Source organism: Phyllobacterium chamaecytisi (genome assembly GCF_020164455.1).
GTDB classification, from domain to species: domain Bacteria; phylum Pseudomonadota; class Alphaproteobacteria; order Rhizobiales; family Rhizobiaceae; genus Phyllobacterium; species Phyllobacterium chamaecytisi.
This window is the reverse complement of the sequence record NZ_JAIQWW010000040.1, coordinates 1-18094: the sequence shown is the minus strand read 5'-3', so window position 1 is coordinate 18094 and position 18094 is coordinate 1. Positions and strand designations below refer to the sequence as shown.

At 57.6% G+C, this 18094-nt stretch carries 14 protein-coding genes; 9 read left to right on the top strand and 5 right to left on the bottom strand.

Annotated elements, in window-relative coordinates; genetic code table 11:
- Window positions 1-255 precede the first annotated feature (255 nt).
- Together LB462_RS30250 and LB462_RS30245 are read right to left on the bottom strand one after the other, a co-directional pair.
- Entirely contained in the window at window positions 256-1029 is a 774-nt protein-coding gene (locus LB462_RS30250; RefSeq protein WP_224515705.1) for a tRNA1(Val) (adenine(37)-N6)-methyltransferase, read from the bottom strand.
- A gap of 3 nt (window positions 1030-1032) precedes the next feature.
- On the bottom strand, window positions 1033-1254 hold the full coding sequence (locus LB462_RS30245; protein WP_112525794.1) for a putative signal transducing protein: 222 nt from the start codon (window positions 1252-1254) through the stop codon (window positions 1033-1035).
- A gap of 348 nt (window positions 1255-1602) precedes the next feature.
- On the opposite strand from LB462_RS30245, the gene LB462_RS30240 reads away from it, so the two are divergent.
- The 4 genes from LB462_RS30240 (at window position 1603) to glyS (ending at window position 7888) form a co-directional block, all read left to right on the top strand.
- Complete coding sequence (locus LB462_RS30240; RefSeq protein ID WP_112525792.1) at window positions 1603-2619, top strand: polyprenyl synthetase family protein; 1017 nt, start codon at window positions 1603-1605, stop codon at window positions 2617-2619.
- A 134-nt stretch (window positions 2620-2753) separates the two neighbouring features.
- A complete protein-coding gene (locus tag LB462_RS30235) occupies window positions 2754-4556 on the top strand; it encodes a tetratricopeptide repeat protein (protein ID WP_224515703.1) in 1803 nt (600 codons plus the stop codon).
- A 102-nt stretch (window positions 4557-4658) separates the two neighbouring features.
- Complete coding sequence (locus tag LB462_RS30230) at window positions 4659-5594, top strand: glycine--tRNA ligase subunit alpha (protein WP_224515707.1); 936 nt, start codon at window positions 4659-4661, stop codon at window positions 5592-5594.
- Window positions 5594-7888 carry a glycine--tRNA ligase subunit beta gene (glyS, locus tag LB462_RS30225; protein ID WP_224515695.1) on the top strand — a complete coding sequence of 765 codons (2295 nt, stop codon included), beginning with the start codon at window positions 5594-5596 and terminating at the stop codon, window positions 7886-7888. Before LB462_RS30230 ends, glyS begins: the two co-directional genes overlap by 1 nt.
- Before the next feature lie 33 nt (window positions 7889-7921).
- Here the strand turns inward: glyS and LB462_RS30220 are convergent, their stop codons facing one another.
- Window positions 7922-8299, bottom strand: coding sequence for a hypothetical protein (locus tag LB462_RS30220; RefSeq protein WP_224515693.1), 378 nt, complete (start codon window positions 8297-8299; stop codon window positions 7922-7924).
- A gap of 170 nt (window positions 8300-8469) precedes the next feature.
- Between LB462_RS30220 and LB462_RS30215 the strand changes: the two genes are divergently transcribed.
- From LB462_RS30215 to LB462_RS30205, 3 genes are all read left to right on the top strand, one after another.
- Window positions 8470-9462 carry an L-threonylcarbamoyladenylate synthase gene (locus LB462_RS30215; protein WP_224515691.1) on the top strand — a complete coding sequence of 331 codons (993 nt, stop codon included), beginning with the start codon at window positions 8470-8472 and terminating at the stop codon, window positions 9460-9462.
- Complete coding sequence (locus tag LB462_RS30210) at window positions 9459-10874, top strand: FAD-binding oxidoreductase (RefSeq protein WP_224515689.1); 1416 nt, start codon at window positions 9459-9461, stop codon at window positions 10872-10874. Before LB462_RS30215 ends, LB462_RS30210 begins: the two co-directional genes overlap by 4 nt.
- A 379-nt stretch (window positions 10875-11253) precedes the next feature.
- Window positions 11254-11826 carry a DUF6101 family protein gene (locus tag LB462_RS30205; protein ID WP_224515687.1) on the top strand — a complete coding sequence of 191 codons (573 nt, stop codon included), beginning with the start codon at window positions 11254-11256 and terminating at the stop codon, window positions 11824-11826.
- 747 nt (window positions 11827-12573) lie between these two features.
- Here the strand turns inward: LB462_RS30205 and ubiA are convergent.
- The gene (gene ubiA / locus LB462_RS30200) at window positions 12574-13569 is read right to left on the bottom strand and encodes a 4-hydroxybenzoate octaprenyltransferase (protein WP_224515686.1); all 996 of its coding nucleotides are present in this window, start codon (window positions 13567-13569) and stop codon (window positions 12574-12576) included.
- A 136-nt stretch (window positions 13570-13705) separates the two neighbouring features.
- Between ubiA and purD the strand changes: the two genes are divergently transcribed.
- Window positions 13706-14986 (top strand): phosphoribosylamine--glycine ligase, encoded by a 1281-nt coding sequence (gene purD / locus LB462_RS30195; RefSeq protein WP_224515684.1) that lies wholly within the window; start codon window positions 13706-13708, stop codon window positions 14984-14986.
- On the opposite strand, the gene LB462_RS30190 is transcribed toward purD, so the two are convergent.
- Window positions 14981-16150 carry a glycoside hydrolase family 25 protein gene (locus tag LB462_RS30190; RefSeq protein ID WP_224515681.1) on the bottom strand — a complete coding sequence of 390 codons (1170 nt, stop codon included), beginning with the start codon at window positions 16148-16150 and terminating at the stop codon, window positions 14981-14983. The genes purD and LB462_RS30190 overlap by 6 nt on opposite strands.
- Before the next feature lie 245 nt (window positions 16151-16395).
- On the opposite strand from LB462_RS30190, the gene LB462_RS30185 reads away from it, so the two are divergent.
- On the top strand, window positions 16396-18094 hold a 1699-nt coding region (locus LB462_RS30185), incomplete at its 3' end, for an acyl-CoA dehydrogenase family protein (protein ID WP_224515679.1).

The following is an 18094-nucleotide window of genomic DNA, read 5'->3' as shown; positions in this document are numbered from 1 at the left end:
GTCGATGTGTTTCCATCGGACGATGCCGCCTGACAAAGTGGTTGGCCGCCAGCCGGAAACCCAGCCGTTGGTTTGCATTTGCAAACCAACAAGCTGTTAAACCCGCTGATCGAATTATCCGCGTTTCGCAGAAACGCGGTTCGATCAGTGGGCCGGGTGAATTTGCTCCAAATCCTTCGGGCTTCCAAACCCCTCGACCTTGAAGCAAATTCCCTCCGGCAGAACGGTGCAATATGGTCGACTCTCGCTCTGAGTCTAAAAAAGCGAAGCCAACCCATTATTGATGGCAATTGCCCGCTCGGTGAATGCATTTCCGGTTTCATGGTGCAAGACAAGGGCAGGATAGAGCGAGAGTCCCGCGCGGCTTCCCCTGATACCTTTAATGACAATGCGAATGGCGGCGTCCTGCGGTCTTGGCTGCACGGGAACGATGATCAGCCCCCCAAAGCGTCCCTCAAGCGCATCGAGCAGATCTGTTATCGATGTTGGCCGTGCGATGATCCCGATCGATCCGCCGGGCTTCACGATGGCAGCCGCCGTCCTCACCCATTTTTCCATCATGTCCTTGGTCATGACATGCGCCTCCGCCTTTACCGGGTCGGGCGTCGCGCGGTCGCTAGGCTGGTTGAAGGGTGGGTTCATAATGGCGAAATCAAAGCTGTTGTCGGCAAGTCCGGCGGCAACACGGGCCTTGCCTGTCAACGTTACGTCTGTCTGCATTACGTCGGCACGGCCGGAAAATGCGCTGTTTTCAGGCAGCGCCAGCGAACTGCGCGCAAAGTTAGCCATGAAGTCCGATCGCTCGATCAAGACCGCTGTTGAGCCATTGCAGCGGGAGAGCACAGCAAGGCCTGCCGCACCGGCCCCGGCGCCAAGATCGGCGACCCGCCCGGCAAAATCATTCGGCACCACGCTGGCGAGGATCATCGCGTCCACACCGGAACGGTGCCCCTTTGCAGCGGGTTGCAACAGGTAAAATCTGCCGCGATGAAACGCGTCCTTCGTCTGTGAGGCGTCGGTTGCTAACATAAATCAGTCGCGAAGCTCCTGTTCGATACCGGCGTCTATGAGCAGTTGTCGCACTTCCTTTTCGCGGTCGCCATCAACCATGATGCGGCGCCCGAGAATACCAAGCGAACCCTCGAGAATGCTCATGTTCGAATCGGCGACGAAGTGGTTTATCTTCGCTTCCTTCAGCAGTGATTCGACAAAAGAGATTAAAACCGGATCATTTGTGCGCAGTATTTCAATCATTTTGACTACCGTTGCAGGGTAGCGCAAAGCGCTTTGCCCTGATTGTATGAAGCAGTGCATGGCCTTATCACGAATTTGTCACCCTAGTGGTCCGATTCTGACATTCGCATCCCATTTCTGCAGGACGCTCTTTGCGAATGCCAGAATCAAAGGACCATTAGCAAGTTATTGGTTTCTAGTGGAACCTTGAATTTGACATTTGAGCATGAGCATTGCTGCCCCGCAGGACTCAAATGTCAAAATTCGTTCCACTAGTACAAATTTTGCGCGCCAATTCGCCGCTTGCGGGTTACAGGCTGTCAAAATAAGGTGTCGCCGCATCAGGCCAGAACCGCAGGGAGTTTCGTTTTGGGCGTCGTTGTCAGTCTTGACGATAAGAAAAACAATACCGGATCGGTACAGCCGCTGATCGATTTGACGGGCGCCGATATGGCCCGCGTCAACGAACTCATCCTGTCGAAAGCCGGCTCTGACGTCGAGATGATTCCGGAGGTTGCGAACCATCTGATCTCTTCCGGAGGCAAGCGTTTGCGCCCGATGATCACACTCGCTGCGGCCCGCATGTTCGGCTACCACGGCGATGGCCATGTCAAACTTGCGACCAGCGTCGAATTCATGCACACGGCGACATTGCTGCATGACGATGTTGTCGACGAAAGCGATCTGCGCCGGGGAAAGCGCACGGCGCGCATGATCTGGGGCAACCAGGCGAGCGTTCTGGTCGGTGATTTTCTCTTGGGCCAGGCTTTCAAGATGATGGTCGATGTCGGCTCGCTGGACGCACTTGATGTGCTCGCGACTTCGGCGTCGGTGATTGCTGAAGGCGAAGTAATGCAGCTTGCAGCTGCGAAAAATCTCGAAACCACCGAAGACGAATACCTTGCCGTCATCAAGGCGAAGACGGCAGCGCTTTTTTCTGCAGCCGCTGAAGTCGGACCGATCATCGCTTGCGCGTCGCGGACCGACCGTCAGGCGCTGCGTTCCTATGGGCTCAATCTCGGGCTCGCCTTCCAGCTGGTTGATGATGCACTGGATTATGGCGGCAACGCCAAAGATCTCGGCAAGAATACCGGCGATGATTTCCGTGAGGGCAAGATTACCCTGCCGGTCGTGCTCACCTACCGGCGCGGAACACCGGAAGAGCGGCTTTTCTGGAAAGACGCGCTGGAAAACGGTGCAAATGATGACAAGGGCCTGGAAAAAGCCAAAGGATTGATGACGCGTTATGGTGCATTGAGTGATACAATACAGCGTGCCCGGCATTTTGGCGGCATCGCCCGGGATGCACTCGCTCCACTCGATCAGTCGCCACAGAAGGATGCGCTTCTCGAAGTCATCGACTTCTGCATCAGCCGGGTCAATTAATGGGTTCTTACGCTGCGTAAAGGCCCAAAACTCGGAACATTCGATCAACCTTGAGCGAAAACCGTAAAAAGGCCATGGTTTCCTTGAGGATTCGGACAATCATCTCAATTCGGGAACACAAAGAGGGTTTTGTTATGCAGCGTAGTAAATTGCTTGGCTCGGTCATGGGCGCAACGCTCGCTGCGTTAACGGTGGGAGCTGTGTCCGCTCAAGCCGCGACCAACAACACTCCGACATTGAATGCCGGCACTCTTTCCGGCGCGTTCCTTTCCGCGCGTACTGCGGAGCGCAGCAATGATTTCGACAGCGCAATCTCGTTCTACCGGCAAGCGCTGGCGTATGATCCGAAGAACACGGAGCTGCGCCAGAGCCTGATGCTGGTGCTGTTGACCAACGGACAGTTCAAGCAAGCACTGCCGTTAGCAGAGGAACTGAAGGCCGTTCCGGAAATCGAACGGTTTTCGCGGCTGGCTCTCGGTATCGACGCTCTCAACAGGAAACAATACCGGCAGGTCGACACCCTGATGATGCTGTCGCTCCAGTCCGATCTTGACCGCATGATAACCGGGTTGGTTGCTGCTTGGGCCAAGGCGGGCGCTGGCAAGCCGAATGAAGCGCTTTCGATGATCGACAAGTTGCAGGGGCCGGAAGGTTTCACACTGTTCAAGACGTACAATTCTGCACTGATCGCGGATATGGCGGGCCAGAAGGATAAGGCTGCAACGTTCTACCAGAGCGCGATCGACGACAAGACAAATGTTGCGGCAGCGCCCGACACCTATGAACGTCTCGTCGAAGCCTATGCGTCATTCAAGATGCGCTCGGGCGACAAGGACGGTGCCCAAGCCTTGGTCAAGGAAGCCTCAGAGGTGCTCTCCGGCCGCATGGTGCTCTCTGAATTCGGCAAGCAGATTGCTGATGGGAAGACGGTAAAACCGCTAATACAAACACCGCAACAGGGCGCGGCCGAGGTGCTTTATACGGTGGCGACAGCCATCAACCGCAATGGCGGCGAAGCCTTCTCGAAGCTCTATTTGCAGATGTCCTTGCCACTTCGTCCAGATCACGATGCGACGCTGTATCAGCTCGGCGATATCAGCGCCAAGCTTGAACAGTCAGACAAGGCGATCGACTATTTCGGCAAGATTTCAGCGGATTCTGCCTATAGCCGCGATGCCGAGATGCAACTCGCCATCAATCTGGCGATTCTGAAACGCAATGACGAGGCCATCCAGCATCTCAATGGCCTGCTCAAGAGCGAACCCGAAGATATGCGTACCTATCTCGCGATCGGGAGCATCTATTCGCAGGACAAGAATTACCAGAAAGCCGCCGAAACCTACGATCAGGCGGCCGGCGTGCTTAAGGAGCCGACCCGCAATGACTGGACGATTTTCTATCAGCGCGGGATCGCCTACGAACGTCTGAAGCAATGGGACAAGGCCGAGCCGAATTTCCTCAAGGCGCTCGAACTTTATCCGGACCAGCCGCAGGTACTGAACTATCTCGGTTATTCGTGGATCGACATGAATACCAAACTCGAGCAGGGTCTTGATCTGATCAAGAAGGCTGTCGAAGCTCGTCCACAGGACGGTTACATCGTTGATTCCCTTGGCTGGGCCTACTACCGCCTTGGCCGTTATGATGATGCGGTGACCCAGCTTGAGCAGGCCGTGAAACTACGGGCGGAAGATGCGACGATCAACGACCATCTGGGCGATGCCTATTGGCGAGCCGGCCGCAAACTGGAAGCAACGTTCCAATGGGCACACGCACGGGATTCCAAGCCCGACCCTGAAGATCTGGTCAAGATCGAGGAAAAGCTGAAGAACGGCCTTCCCGATGATAAGGACCCGGGCGTTGCCAAGAATGGCCCCGATGCACCGAAGCCGCCTGTTGCACCAGCGCCCGCAGCCGCTCCCGACAAGAAGGGCTGACTGCTTGGTTCTACTTGACCGGCTGGAGTGCAGGTCTTAGGACGTGCACTCCGTTCCTAGTTGTCAAAGGCCCATGCGGTGACCGTTTCACTCCCCGATCATATCCAGCCGACCCGCTCGTTTCAGGGTCTTATCCTCACGCTTCACAATTACTGGGCGGAGAATGGCTGCGTCATCTTGCAGCCCTACGACATGGAAGTCGGCGCCGGCACGTTCCATCCGGCAACGACCCTGCGCTCGCTTGGACCAAAGCCATGGAAGGCAGCCTATGTGCAGCCTTCGCGCCGCCCCAAGGACGGTCGCTACGGTGAAAACCCGAACCGGCTGCAGCATTATTACCAGTACCAGGTGATCATGAAGCCATCGCCGCCCAACCTGCAGGAGCTTTATCTCGGCTCTCTGCGGGCGATCGGCCTCGATCCGCTGCTGCACGATATCCGTTTTGTCGAGGACGACTGGGAGAGCCCGACCCTCGGTGCCTGGGGGCTTGGCTGGGAATGCTGGTGCGACGGCATGGAAGTTTCGCAGTTCACCTATTTCCAGCAGGTCTGCGGCATTGAATGTGCGCCGGTTTCCGGTGAGTTGACCTACGGTCTCGAACGGCTAGCCATGTATGTGCAGGGTGTCGACAATGTCTACGACCTGAACTTCAATGGCCTCGAAGGCGATGAAAAAGTGACCTATGGCGACGTGTTCCTGCAAGCCGAGCAGGAATACTCGCGGCACAATTTCGAGCACGCGAACACTGCCATTCTGTTGCGGCATTTCGAGGATGCCGAAGCCGAGTGCGAGGCACTCCTGCGCGCTGGCGCGCCGAAGGCGGGTGACAACAGCCCGCTACACAAGATGGTGCTGCCCGCTTACGACCAGTGCATCAAGGCCTCGCATGCCTTCAATCTTCTCGATGCGCGCGGTGTCATTTCGGTCACCGAGCGCCAGAGCTATATTCTGCGGGTCCGCAACCTTGCGCGGCAATGCGGCGAGGCCTTCCTGCTGACGGAAGCCGGCGGCGCCAATCTTAAAAGCGAGTCCGTGTAATGCCTGATCTTTTGCTCGAACTTCGCTCGGAAGAAATACCAGCGCGCATGCAGCGCAAGGCCGCTGGGGACCTGAAAAAACTCGTGGCGGATGCGTTGGTCGAGGCAGGTCTCACCTATGAGGCCGCAGGCGATTACTGGACGCCGCGCCGTCTGACGCTGGACATACGTGGGCTCACGGCGCGTTCCAAAGACGTGCATGAGGATCGCAAGGGCCCGAGCGTCACCGCTCCCGATCAGGCGATTGCAGGCTTCCTGCGCTCTGCAGGCCTTGCCGATATATCCGAGGCGCACGTCCATACCGAACCGAAGAAGGGTGATTTCTATGTCGCCCATCTGACCAAGCCCGGCCGCGCCGCTGAAGAGATCATCGCGGAAATCATGCCGAAGATCGTCACTGCGTTTCCCTGGCCGAAATCCATGCGTTGGGGCAAAGCATCGTCAAAGCCGGGGAGCCTGCGCTGGGTGCGTCCGCTGCAATCGATCGTCTGCACCTTCGGTCCCGAAACCGAAGAGCCTGTCGTTGTCGACTTCGAGATCGATGGTCTGCGTGCCGGCAATGTCACCTATGGCCACAGGTTTCTGAGCGACGGCCAACCGATCACCGTTCGCCGTTTCGACGACTACGTCGCCAAGCTTGAAAAGGCCAAGGTCGTTCTGGACGCCGACCGCCGCAAGGAAATCATCCTGTCGGATGCACAGAATATCGCATTCGCGTCCGGTCTCGAGCTTGTCGAAGATGATGCGCTTCTCGAAGAAGTGTCGGGCCTGGTTGAATGGCCGGTTGTACTTATGGGCGAGTTTGAGGAAGAATTCCTCGCCATTCCACCAGAAGTCATCCGCCTGACGATCAAGACCAACCAGAAATGTTTCGTCACGCGCAAACAGGGCGAAAGCGACAGGCTGTCCAACAAGTTCATTCTCGTTTCCAATATAGAGGCGACGGATGGCGGTCGTGAGATCGCCCACGGCAACGGCAAAGTCGTGCGCGCGCGCCTTTCCGACGCGCTCTATTTCTGGAACACCGATCAGCACGATCTGCCGGACATGCACACCCTAGCGCCTGCCGCAATCAAGTTCGATCTGGATCTCAAGAAGCCGCTGGACCAGCGCATGGCGCGGCTCGATGCACTTAATGTCACGTTCCATGCCAAGCTCGGCACACAGGGCGAACGCGTCACGCGGATCAAGAACCTTGCGCGTGAAATCGCCCCGCTGGTAGGCGCTGATCCAGCGTTGGCAATGCGTGCCGCTGTTCTCGCGAAGGCCGACCTTACGACCGAAATCGTCGGCGAATTTCCCGAGCTTCAGGGCGGCATGGGCCGTAAATATGCGTTGCTGCAGAACGAGCATCCGTCCGTCGCCGCCGCGATAGAGGAGCATCACAAGCCGCAAGGCCCATCCGATTTTGTGCCGGCTGATCCGGTTTCGATCGCCGTTGCCCTTGCTGACAAGCTCGACACACTCGTCGGCTTCTGGTCCATCGACGAAAAGCCGACCGGCTCGAAAGATCCTTTCGCCCTGCGCCGTGCGGCCCTTGGCGTCATACGCCTGCTTCTTTCCAGTGAATGGAAAATCGAACTGTTGCCATTGTTTCAATCGGCGTTCATTCAGCTCCGCGAAGAAAAGATCGAACAGCGCATCGAGCACTTCGAGGAAGGCCAGGCGGCCCAGGATACGGGCGACGTCGACGGCGAGGAGGATGTCATCAACGCCATCTCCGGCTTCGAGAAGCGAATACGCGGCCAGCTCTCCGAGCGGTCCCAACCCATTCTCCTCGACCTGCTCAGCTTCTTCCACGATCGTCTGAAAGTACACCTTCGCGACCTCGGTGCCCGCCACGATCTGATCGACGCGGTACTGACCGAAGGCGCTGACAATCTGTTGCTGATCGCGCGCCGGGTCGAAGCGCTGGTGGTTTTCCTCAACACGGAAGACGGCAAGAACCTTCTTGCCGGCACCAAGCGCGCCGCCAACATCTTAAGCGCCGAGGAAAAGAAGGGAACGCCGATTTCCCCGGTTGTCGACGCCGCGCTTTTCACACAGGAAGCAGAGCGGGAGCTTTCAGCAGCGGTGAATCAAGCAGAGAGCCAGGCGGCGCAAGCGATTCAAAACGAAGACTTTTCCGGCGCCATGGTCGCGCTTAGCGCTTTGCGCGAACCAGTTGATTCATTCTTTGAGAAAGTGCTGGTTAACGACGACAATCCGGACATTCGCGCAAACCGTCTGGCATTGCTCTCCCGGATCAGGACAGCGACGAACACGGTCGCTGATTTCTCAAAAATCGCGGGATAACAGGAAGATAGGCGCTGCTGTTAGCGCGCCTGTCTATTGCACGCCGGCGCGCAGCGGCGTTTCACCAACATCGGCAATGACCTTTTCAGGTGCCGGCTGGCCGGGTTGCACAAGCGACGCTGCATTGGCGGCCATCATCGAGTCGGGTTGTGTACCGTTGCCCTGCAGACGCGCCATATACTGGCGCGAACGTTCGCGCCTTTCAGCGTAGGCTTTCAGCTTGGCTGCCTCTTTTGCCTTTTCCGCCAGGCAAGGTGAGCAGATCGGATTGCCGTTTGCATCGAAGCTGTCATAGCCGACATATGAGACGGAATTTGGCTTGGCCGACCCGCTGACTTCGTCGATCGAGCCAGCTTGGGCGGATACCGTGAATAGCGCAATCGTCGTTGCGGCAATGATTTGGCGAAGCATGGCAAACCCGTCCTGTTCTTTTCTTGGCCGACTGTTAACAGCGATTTATTGCCAAGCCTTGTTCAGGATGGATTCAATTTTATGCATGATGTCATTCGGCGTGTTCATCAGCATATACTTGCGGCATGTCATCTCCATCGTGTAGGCAATGCACGCGATCGGAGAAAGCCTTGGCACTAATCCTTGCAGCAGATGAGCAAGCAATCCTGACGGCAGCTTCTACGCTTGCCGAAGGCGAGCTCGTCGCCATTCCGACCGAGACCGTTTATGGGCTCGCGGCCGATGCCACCAATGGCGATGCGGTGGCCAGAATTTTCGAAGCAAAGGGCAGGCCGCATTTTAACCCACTGATCTGCCATGTCTCCGACATCGCCATGGCAGAACGTTACGCACTGATCGATCCCCTATCGCGGCGCCTGATCGACGCGTTCTGGCCGGGTCCGCTTACCCTGGTCCTTCCCCTGAAGCCGGAAGCCGGAATTCATCCCCTCGTGGCGGCAGGTCTGGATAGCATAGCCCTGCGGATACCGCGCGGGATTGCCGGAAAGATCATCGCGGCGCTCGATAGGCCGCTCGCGGCTCCGAGCGCCAATACGTCTGGAAAGATCAGCGGCACGAGTGCTGAAGCCGTCGCCGATGATCTTGGTCAAAAGATTGCGCTCATCCTCGATGCCGGGCCATCGGAAGTCGGACTGGAATCGACGATTGTCAAAGTGCAAGGGGATGCAGTTTTGTTGTTGCGTCCGGGCGGGCTCGCTGCCGAAGACATAGAGGCGGTTATCGGCAACAAGCTGGAACGCCTGGATCAGCGTGCCGCCATTCAGGCGCCTGGCATGATGACGTCGCATTATGCGCCGTCGGCGAGCGTCCGGCTCAATGTGCATGAGGTGCGGGAAGGGGAGTGCTTGCTTGCTTTCGGTCCGCTGCGTGCCATGGACGCGGAACTTGCTGCGGCCAGCCTCAACCTCAGCGAGACCGGCAATTTGCGTGAGGCCGCTGCCAACCTCTTCGACTTCATGAAACGCCTCGACAGCTTCGGCGGTGCGGTGATTGCTGTTGAGCCTATTCCCTTTAACGGACTGGGCGAAGCCATCAATGACCGGCTCGTCCGTGCTGCCGCGCCGCGCTCGCTTTCGACTGACGAGATGGAACAGATAAAATGACCCTGACGCTGGAATTGATCGAACGCTTTACGGCGATTGTCGGTGAGAAGTATGCGCTGCGCGATAAACAGGACATTGAACCTTATCTCGTGGAGCCACGTGACAAGTTTGGTGGCAAGACATCATTGGTGTTGCGTCCGGCGCAGGTTGAAGAAGTTTCGGCCATTCTCAAACTGGCAACTGAAACCGGTACAGCCATTGTTCCCCAGGGCGGCAATACCGGCCTTGTGGGGGGGCAGGTACCTGATGAAAGCGGCAACCAGCTCATCCTGTCGCTATCCCGGTTGAACAAGATTCGCTCCATTGACACATCGGGCAACCTTGCCATCGTTGAGGCCGGCGTCGTCCTGCAAAAGTTGCAGGAGGCGGCTGAACAGGCTGGCCGCTTGTTTCCGCTGTCACTTGGCTCGGAAGGCTCGTGCCAGATTGGCGGCAATCTCTCGTCCAATGCGGGTGGAACCGCTGTACTAGCCTACGGAAATACGCGCGAACTCTGTCTTGGGGTGGAGGTTGTGCTTCCCACGGGCGAAATCCTGAACGATCTTCGAACCGTCAAGAAAGACAATACCGGCTATGATCTGAAAGATCTTTTTATCGGCGCGGAAGGTACACTCGGCGTGATCACTGCCGCGGTCATGAAGCTTTTTCCACTGCCGAAGGGCAAGGGCGTCGCCTATGCAGGCCTTGCCAATCCGGGTGATGCATTGAAGCTTTTGAGCCTGGCGCAGACCCATGCGGGGTCGTCCTTGACCGGCTTCGAGCTGATGCCACGTATCGGTGTCGAGTTTTCGGTAGCCCACACGGACGGCGTCCGCGACCCGCTGGAGGCGCCGCACAACTGGTATGTGCTGATCGATATCTCCTCGTCGCGTTCGGCTGAGAACGCTCGCGAGACCATCGAAACGATTTTGACCGAAGCGTTCGAAGCCGGGCTCGTAGAAGATGCGACTATTGCGGAAAGTACGGCACAGGAGAAGTCATTCTGGCACATGAGGGAGGCTATGTCCGAAGCCCAAAAACCGGAAGGCGGCTCGATCAAGCACGACATTTCCATTCCGGTCGCCCGTATCCCTGACTTCATCGCCGAGGCTGACGCCGTCGTTCTCGATCTCATCCCGGGCGCGCGCATAGTCTCGTTCGGCCACATGGGCGACGGCAATTTGCACTATAATATTTCCCAGCCGGTAGGCGCCGACAAGCAGGCGTTTCTCGATTGCTGGGTCGAAGTCAACAAGAGTGTGCACGATATCGTCCGTGCCTATGAAGGTTCGATCTCGGCAGAGCATGGTATCGGGCAATTGAAGCGCAAGGAGCTTTCCGAGACGAAATCCCCGGTAGCGCTCGATCTCATGCGCCGGATCAAGAAATCCTTCGATCCGGCGGGTATCATGAACCCCGGAAAAGTCATTTAGGATTGCAACGAGCTTGCATCCCTATTGTGCGTGGTTCGACGGGGGCTCACCATGAGGGGACTTGGTGGCCTGCAGGGATAATCACCACTATTGCAGAATGTGGCTTCCTGCAATCAATCCATCTCCCTCATGGTGAGCCCCGTCGAACCACGCACGATCTTCGTGCAACCAATTGTTCATGCCTGTTACCAAAACCTTGGTGCTGGTTGGGTTTCGATAACCATTCCACCTAATCAGAAAGAGTTAACCCCGTTCGTTAAGCGGGATTGGGAGAGTTGGCGCCTATTGTTGCCCTAACGAGACCGGAAAATGGTCCGCACTACAGGGAAATACAGAGAAGACCGGAAAACCGGCTCTCAGGATCGACAGAAGGCGTCACATGAAGAAAACCGGAGCCAAGCCGGTTTGGGCAGGTCGGGAATTCCGGCTTGACCCATTCCATCTGCCACAGACGGTCACTTACGCCACGCGCGACGACCGTGACGATATTACTTTTACGCTGCACGAACGCGGCGCGGTGGTGAAGCGGCTGCTGCCGGCAAGCCATTTGCCTGTTTCGCTCGCCTTGCCGGCCTGCGCCTTTCTCGGTGTGACGGCGCGCGCCGCTGAGGACGACGTTGGGGATATCACGGTAACTCTGGAACTTATGCACACGGACCCGCATCTCTCTGTGCCCTTGCTGGTTGCGCATGATCTCAACGATATCGCTGCAGACTGGCGCGCCTGGTCAACCCTGTTCAAACTGCCGATGATGCTGGTCGAGGAAGACGGTGTCGCACGGCAGTTGGAACAGAGTATCGGGCCGGTTGCTGTTGCAGCGCCAAAAGAGCGCCGTCAGGGCCGCGAGCCGCGCCGCCGTCGTCCGCGCTTTCTTGCCCGTCGCAAGATGGGTGATCTCGGCCTGCGGCTCGTGATTGGCGGCGAGGAGATCATCGCTCAGGGCGGGAAATAACCGACAAAAAAGTGCCAAAGTGGGGATAAGTTTTGGGTGCAGATTCGGAAAAACCAGAAAAACCTACCCTGCTGCCCGACACGTTTTGCTGTCGGTGTTAGGATTTTGGCACACGGCACTGTGCGTGGGAAGCGGGTTGATTGCAGAGGGTGAATTCTGCAATGTTGTCGGTTGTTGCAACACACTACCTCCCTCATGGTGAGCTTGTCGAACCACGCACAGCAGCATTGCCATCCGGCTGATCAGCAGCCTTGAAGGCACCCCGATCAAACCTCCAGACAAAAATAATCGTGGCTGTTTATCCACGCCCGCAAAACCTGAGCTATCCTATGCCCGTCCTTTCCATGGGGAGCTGCTTCCGGAGCCGTTCGAAAGTGGGGAAGGATGGCGTGTCAGCGGGCGGGCAACGGACCCAAGCGCTGGCCGACCTGTTCGTCTTCGGAGGTCAATCTGCGCATTTTAGGCAGATATTGCCTCCATTGTTGACGCCAACGCCAATCGTGCGGACACTGCACCGACGGCGACGATGGGCCCGGACTCCAGGTGTTCATCCACTCGCCCCGCGGAACAAGCAGAAGCTGGCCGGCAGGGGGAAAACGTTAGCGGGCGGTCTTCGGATCGCATAACTTATCTACCAAGACGCGCTTCGACGACCGCCCGTCTTCCCACAATGCAAGCAATGGCCAGACGCGAAAGCGGGCGTGGCAAGGGGGAAGCACACCCGGTTCTTTGACATCATGATGAAGCTCAGAACAGCGGTTTCACCACCGTCCACAACCCACCGAACACGAGGCCGAGAAAGATCAGCCAGCCAACCACGGTATTCGACTTGAACAGCCTGAGGCATTCGTTCGGATTATCGATGTCGAGTGTCATGATCTGGCGATACATGTGCGCGCCCGCTGCCAGCAGTCCGGCAACGGCCGGCATTGGGACTTCGGCCACGGCAAAGGCTCCAAGAAAGAGGGCCAATGCGCCGCCGTAAAGCACGATCAGCGCCTCGCGTGTGCGGCTGCCAAACAGTCTGGCCGTCGAATGCACGCCGACGAGCGCGTCATCTTCCTTGTCCTGATGGGCGTAGATCGTGTCATAGCCGATGACCCACAGGATCGATCCGGCATAGAGCAGGACAGCTGGCCAATCCAATGAACTGAAATGCGCGGACCATCCCACAAGCGCACCCCAGGAAAAGGCAAGTCCCAGGACAAGTTGTGGCCAATTGGTGATTCGTTTCATGAAAGGATAGATCGCAACGATAACCAACGATCCGATGGCAAGGAATACCGTGAACAGGTTGAACTGCACCACGACTGCCAACCCCACAAGTGCCTGCAGAACGAGAAAAACCTTCGCCTGTTTGCGGGTCACCTGACCCGACGGAAGCGGCCGCGAACGCGTTCGTGCAACCTTGTTGTCGATATCTTCGTCGGCGAGGTCATTATAGGTGCAGCCCGCGCCCCGCATGGCGATAGCGCCAATCAGAAAGAGCACCAAATGATAGGGTGAAGGTAGCACCGACCAAAGCGGAGCGCCGACCTTTGCACCGGCAGCTGACGCGAGCGCGGTTGCCCACCAGCACGGCCATAGCAGGAGCCACCAACCGATTGGCCGGTCCCAGCGTGCCAGCTGCGCATAGGGCCAGAGCCAGTTCGGCAATGTCCGGTAGACCCAATGACCCGATGGCGCATCGGAAACCCTGCCGCGGGCCTGCGTAGACTGGATGATGTCTTTTTCTGAAGTCATGCTTTGACCTTGCAGCGCTGGGCAATACAGTCAAGCGGTTTAGGCAGTTTTTCAGGGCAAATCCGTGGTGCACGCTTGACCCTGAGAGCATCACACCATACCGAGACGACAGGTTTTAAAGCGGAGCTGGATTTCGATGAACGTCTTGCTGATAGGTTCTGGTGGCCGTGAACACGCCTTGGCCTGGAAGATCGCCGCCTCGCCGGTGTTGTCGAAGCTCTATTGCGCACCCGGCAATCCAGGCATTGCAGGCGTTGCGGAATGCGTTGCACTCGATCCGGCAGATCACGAAGCCATTGTTGTCTTCTGCCAGCAAAAGTCGATTGACTTCGTTGTTGTAGGCCCCGAAGCGCCCTTGGTCGCTGGTATCGCCGACGATCTGCGCGCCGCCGGGATTTCGGTATTCGGTCCTTCAAAGTCTGCCGCACGTCTCGAAGGTTCGAAAGGCTTCACCAAGGACCTTTGTGCCCAGTTCGATATTCCAACCGGCAAGTATCAGCGTTTTACTCAGGGTGATGCGGCCAAGGCCTATATCCGGCAGGAGGGCGTGCCGATCGTGGTCAAGGCCGACGGGCTCGCGGCGGGCAAGGGCGTGGTCGTCGCGTTCGAACTTAAGGAAGCGCTCGATGCTGTGGATGCCTGCTTCGACGGGGCATTTGGTGGAGCCGGTGCGGAAGTCGTCGTTGAAGAGTATCTCGAGGGCGAAGAGGCAAGCTTCTTTTGCCTGTGCGATGGCAAGACAGCGCTGCCATTCGGCACCGCCCAGGATCACAAGCGTGTTGGCGATGGCGATACCGGCGCCAACACTGGCGGCATGGGGGCCTATTCGCCAGCGCCGGTGATGACGCAGGCGATCATCGACCTCACCATGCGTGATCTGATCGAACCGACGATGCGCGGTATGGCCGAGATCGGCGCGCCCTTCAGCGGTGTCTTGTTTGCTGGCCTGATGATCACCAGCGATGGACCGAAACTGATTGAATACAACACGCGGTTTGGCGATCCGGAGACACAGGTGCTGATGTTGCGTCTGAAGGATGATCTGTTGCTGCTGCTGAAGGCCGCGGCTGACGGCGCACTCGATCAGATGTCCGTTCGCTGGAACAGTGATCCGGCGCTGACCGTGGTCATGGCCGCCAAAGGCTACCCGGCGGCACCGGAAAAAGGCAGCGTGATCAGAGGCGTTGACGCCGCCGGCGATGATGAAAACGTCGAGATTTTCCACGCGGGAACTGCGGACAAGAATGGCGAACTGATCGCCAATGGCGGCCGGGTTCTAAACATTACAGCAAGCGGCAAGACGGTTCAGGAAGCGCAGAAGGCAGCTTATGCCGCGATTGCGAAGATCGATTGGCCGGAGGGTTTTTACCGCCACGATATTGGCTGGCGCGCCATCGAACGTGAAAGGGCGCTATAGGAAAGGCGTCAAGGCGGGGTAGCGGATGCGATCGGGCGCATCTGCCGCCATGTTGGTTTTCTTCAAACATGCGGTCGTGATCCCGAAGGGCGGGGTCTCATAGAAGTGATCGAGCTGACGCGAGACCGATTGGCTGAGTGCGAGAGACAGCGCGTCTACAGTGAGAGTTCGGGCCCTTAGTCGGCCCGTAGGCTGCACCACCACCGAAGCCGTTATTGTTCTGTCTACCGCCCCCTTGACCGGAGGGAGCAAAGGCTCGGCAGAAGCGACCAGGATGGGTTGTTGGTATGGTGGCTTGTCGCGGGGCGTGGGCAGATTGTCCGGCGGGATAGCGTCGACCAGACCACCGAAGGGCCACGTCCTTTTCAGCTCGGTCACCGTCATATCGGCGATGTTGACGTCGATGTCCCGGCTGGTCCCTGGTGGGCGATAGGGGCAGCGGTGCTCGGTGCAATTGTTCTGCGAAGTGAACTGCCAAAGCACATAATCCTGCCAGTTGCCCTTGGGAAAATGCGGAGCGATGTCCGATTGATAACGCGCGTACCAAAGCGGCAAACGTGACAGGATGGGCAACTCGAGCCGATGATCAGCGATATACCGCGCGGTTATGCCGTTCGTGTACAGAACCGGATAACGTCCGGTGCGGAACTTGATATGCTCGGCAAAAATCTGTGCATCCTGCAATGACATGAACTTGTCAGGGTCGTTGTCCTCGATATCGATCGCCATCAACTCATCGTCAGCCGGATCGGTGTAATCGATGAAATGATTGGCCTGCTCGATCGGATTGCCGGGACGGCCGAGATGGTAAGCTCCCCATTTGAGCCCCAGTGCTTTGGCGAGCTGGCGGCGCGTCTGGTATAACTCGCGTGAGACGGAATAATTGCGCCATATGCGCTTGCACAATTCCTGTTGCATCGCATCGACGATACGGTTGCAATGATAATTGGCGGGCATGCCGTCGGAGCCTTTGTGGATGAAGGCGGCAACGCGTGGGTCCTTGGCGATTTCCATAAGGTTGAAGGAGTTGTGTTCGTATCCGTCGAGTATGATCGCGCGCTCCTTGTTTGCCCAAGGCGAGCGGAACTCCGACTCCGCATGGACGAGGCCGCCAGACATGAGGGCGGCAACGAACATGGCAAAAGCACGTACGCGGATTGTCAAATGGGAGTTCCCTCGCACCTCGCGAACAAGTCTCTAAATCTGATAGTACCGAATGATGGTCGCCGCATCGCGGTTAATAAACGGTTAGCCACCGTTAATTGCGCTCTGAATGGCTTCTCTGGAACGGGATTTCGAAGTCACAATCCAATATCTTACGTTTACGTAAAAATAAGCTTGCCTCGAGCACGCGCGAAGTTGCAATGTGCAGTCCGCAACGAGCATCACCGGATGAGGAGACATGATCGATGTACCGCGCGCCCGTCGATGAGATCGCCCATACACTGAAGAAAATCGCCGGACTTGACGAAGTCATAGCGCAAGGACGTTTCGCTGATCTTTCGGATGATCTGGTAGACGCCATTCTGGAAGAAGCGGGCAAATTTGCAACCACCCGCGTTGCGCCGCTGCTTGAGGTCGGTGACAAGCACGGTACTCCGTTACGGGATGCGCAAGTTACCATGCCGCCGGGCTGGAAAGACGTTTACGGGGAATGGATTGCGGGCGGCTGGAACGCCTTGACCGGCGAGGCGGAATTCGGCGGGCAGGGCTTGCCGATGATGCTGGCGATCGCGACGTTTGAAATGTGGAATTCCGGCTCGATGGCCTTCGGCATTGGACCGACATTGACACTCGGCGCCATCGAAGCGCTTGAAGCGCATGCTACCGACGAGTTGAAGCGCACCTATCTGCCAAAGCTCATATCCGGTGAGTGGATGGGAACGATGAACCTCACCGAGCCGCAGGCTGGTTCCGACGTTGGCGCCCTGCGCACCAGAGCCGAACGCGTCGATGATGGTACCTATCGCATTTTCGGCACGAAGATATTCATCACCTACGGCGAACACGACCTCACAGAGAATATCATTCATATGGTTCTGGCACGCCTGCCCGACGCGCCGGCGGGCACCAAAGGTATTTCATTGTTCCTCGTGCCAAAGTTTCTGGTCAACGAGGACGGGTCGCTTGGCCCTCGCAACGACGTCTTTTGTGGTGGCATCGAACACAAGATGGGCATTCACGGCTCTCCCACCTGCACGATGATCTACGGCGATGGTTTCGCCAAGGATCAGGAGCCGGGCGCCATTGGCTGGCTCATCGGCGAGGAAAATCGGGGGCTCGCCTGCATGTTTACCATGATGAACAATGCGCGCCTCGCAGTCGGCATTCAGGGTGTCGCCGTGGCGGAGGCTGCCTACCAGAAGGCATTGGGCTATGCGCAAGAGCGCCGTCAGATGCGCGCGCCGGGCTGGACGGGCGAGGGTATGAGCCCGATCATCGAACATCCGGATGTACAGCGTAATCTGTTGACGATGAAGGGTTTGACCGGGGCCGCACGGTCGATTGCTTATGCCTGCGCGCACGCGATCGACATGGCCAAAACCGCCAAAGGTGACGATACCCGGCACTGGGCAGACCGTGCCAATCTGTTGACGCCGGTCGCCAAGGCATTTTCCACCGATATAGGCGTTGATGTGGCGTCGATCGGCATCCAGGTTCATGGCGGGATGGGGTATATTGAAGAGACTGGCGCTGCACAATTTCTGCGCGACGCTCGTATTGCTCCAATTTACGAAGGCACCAACGGTATCCAGGCCATTGATCTCGTCCAGAGGAAACTGCCGCTGGATGGCGGGCAGCACATCAGAACCTATATCGCTGAGCTGCGCGCCGTAGCAGAGGCCGTGGCCGCATCGAACAGTCTAGATTTCGGAGAGACCGGGCAACGTCTGCTGGCGGGCTTGGAAGATCTGGAGGCGGCGAGCCTTTGGCTGCAGCAGGCGTTGGCCGAGGGCGAGATCAGCACGGCTTTTGCTGGAGCCACACCCTATCTGCGGCTTTTCGGTCTAGCCGCCGGAGCGACTTACCTCGCAAAAGGCGCACTGGGCAGGGAGCATCCTGGACGGACGGCGTTGGCGCGCTTCTTTGCTGAAAACCTTCTGTCTG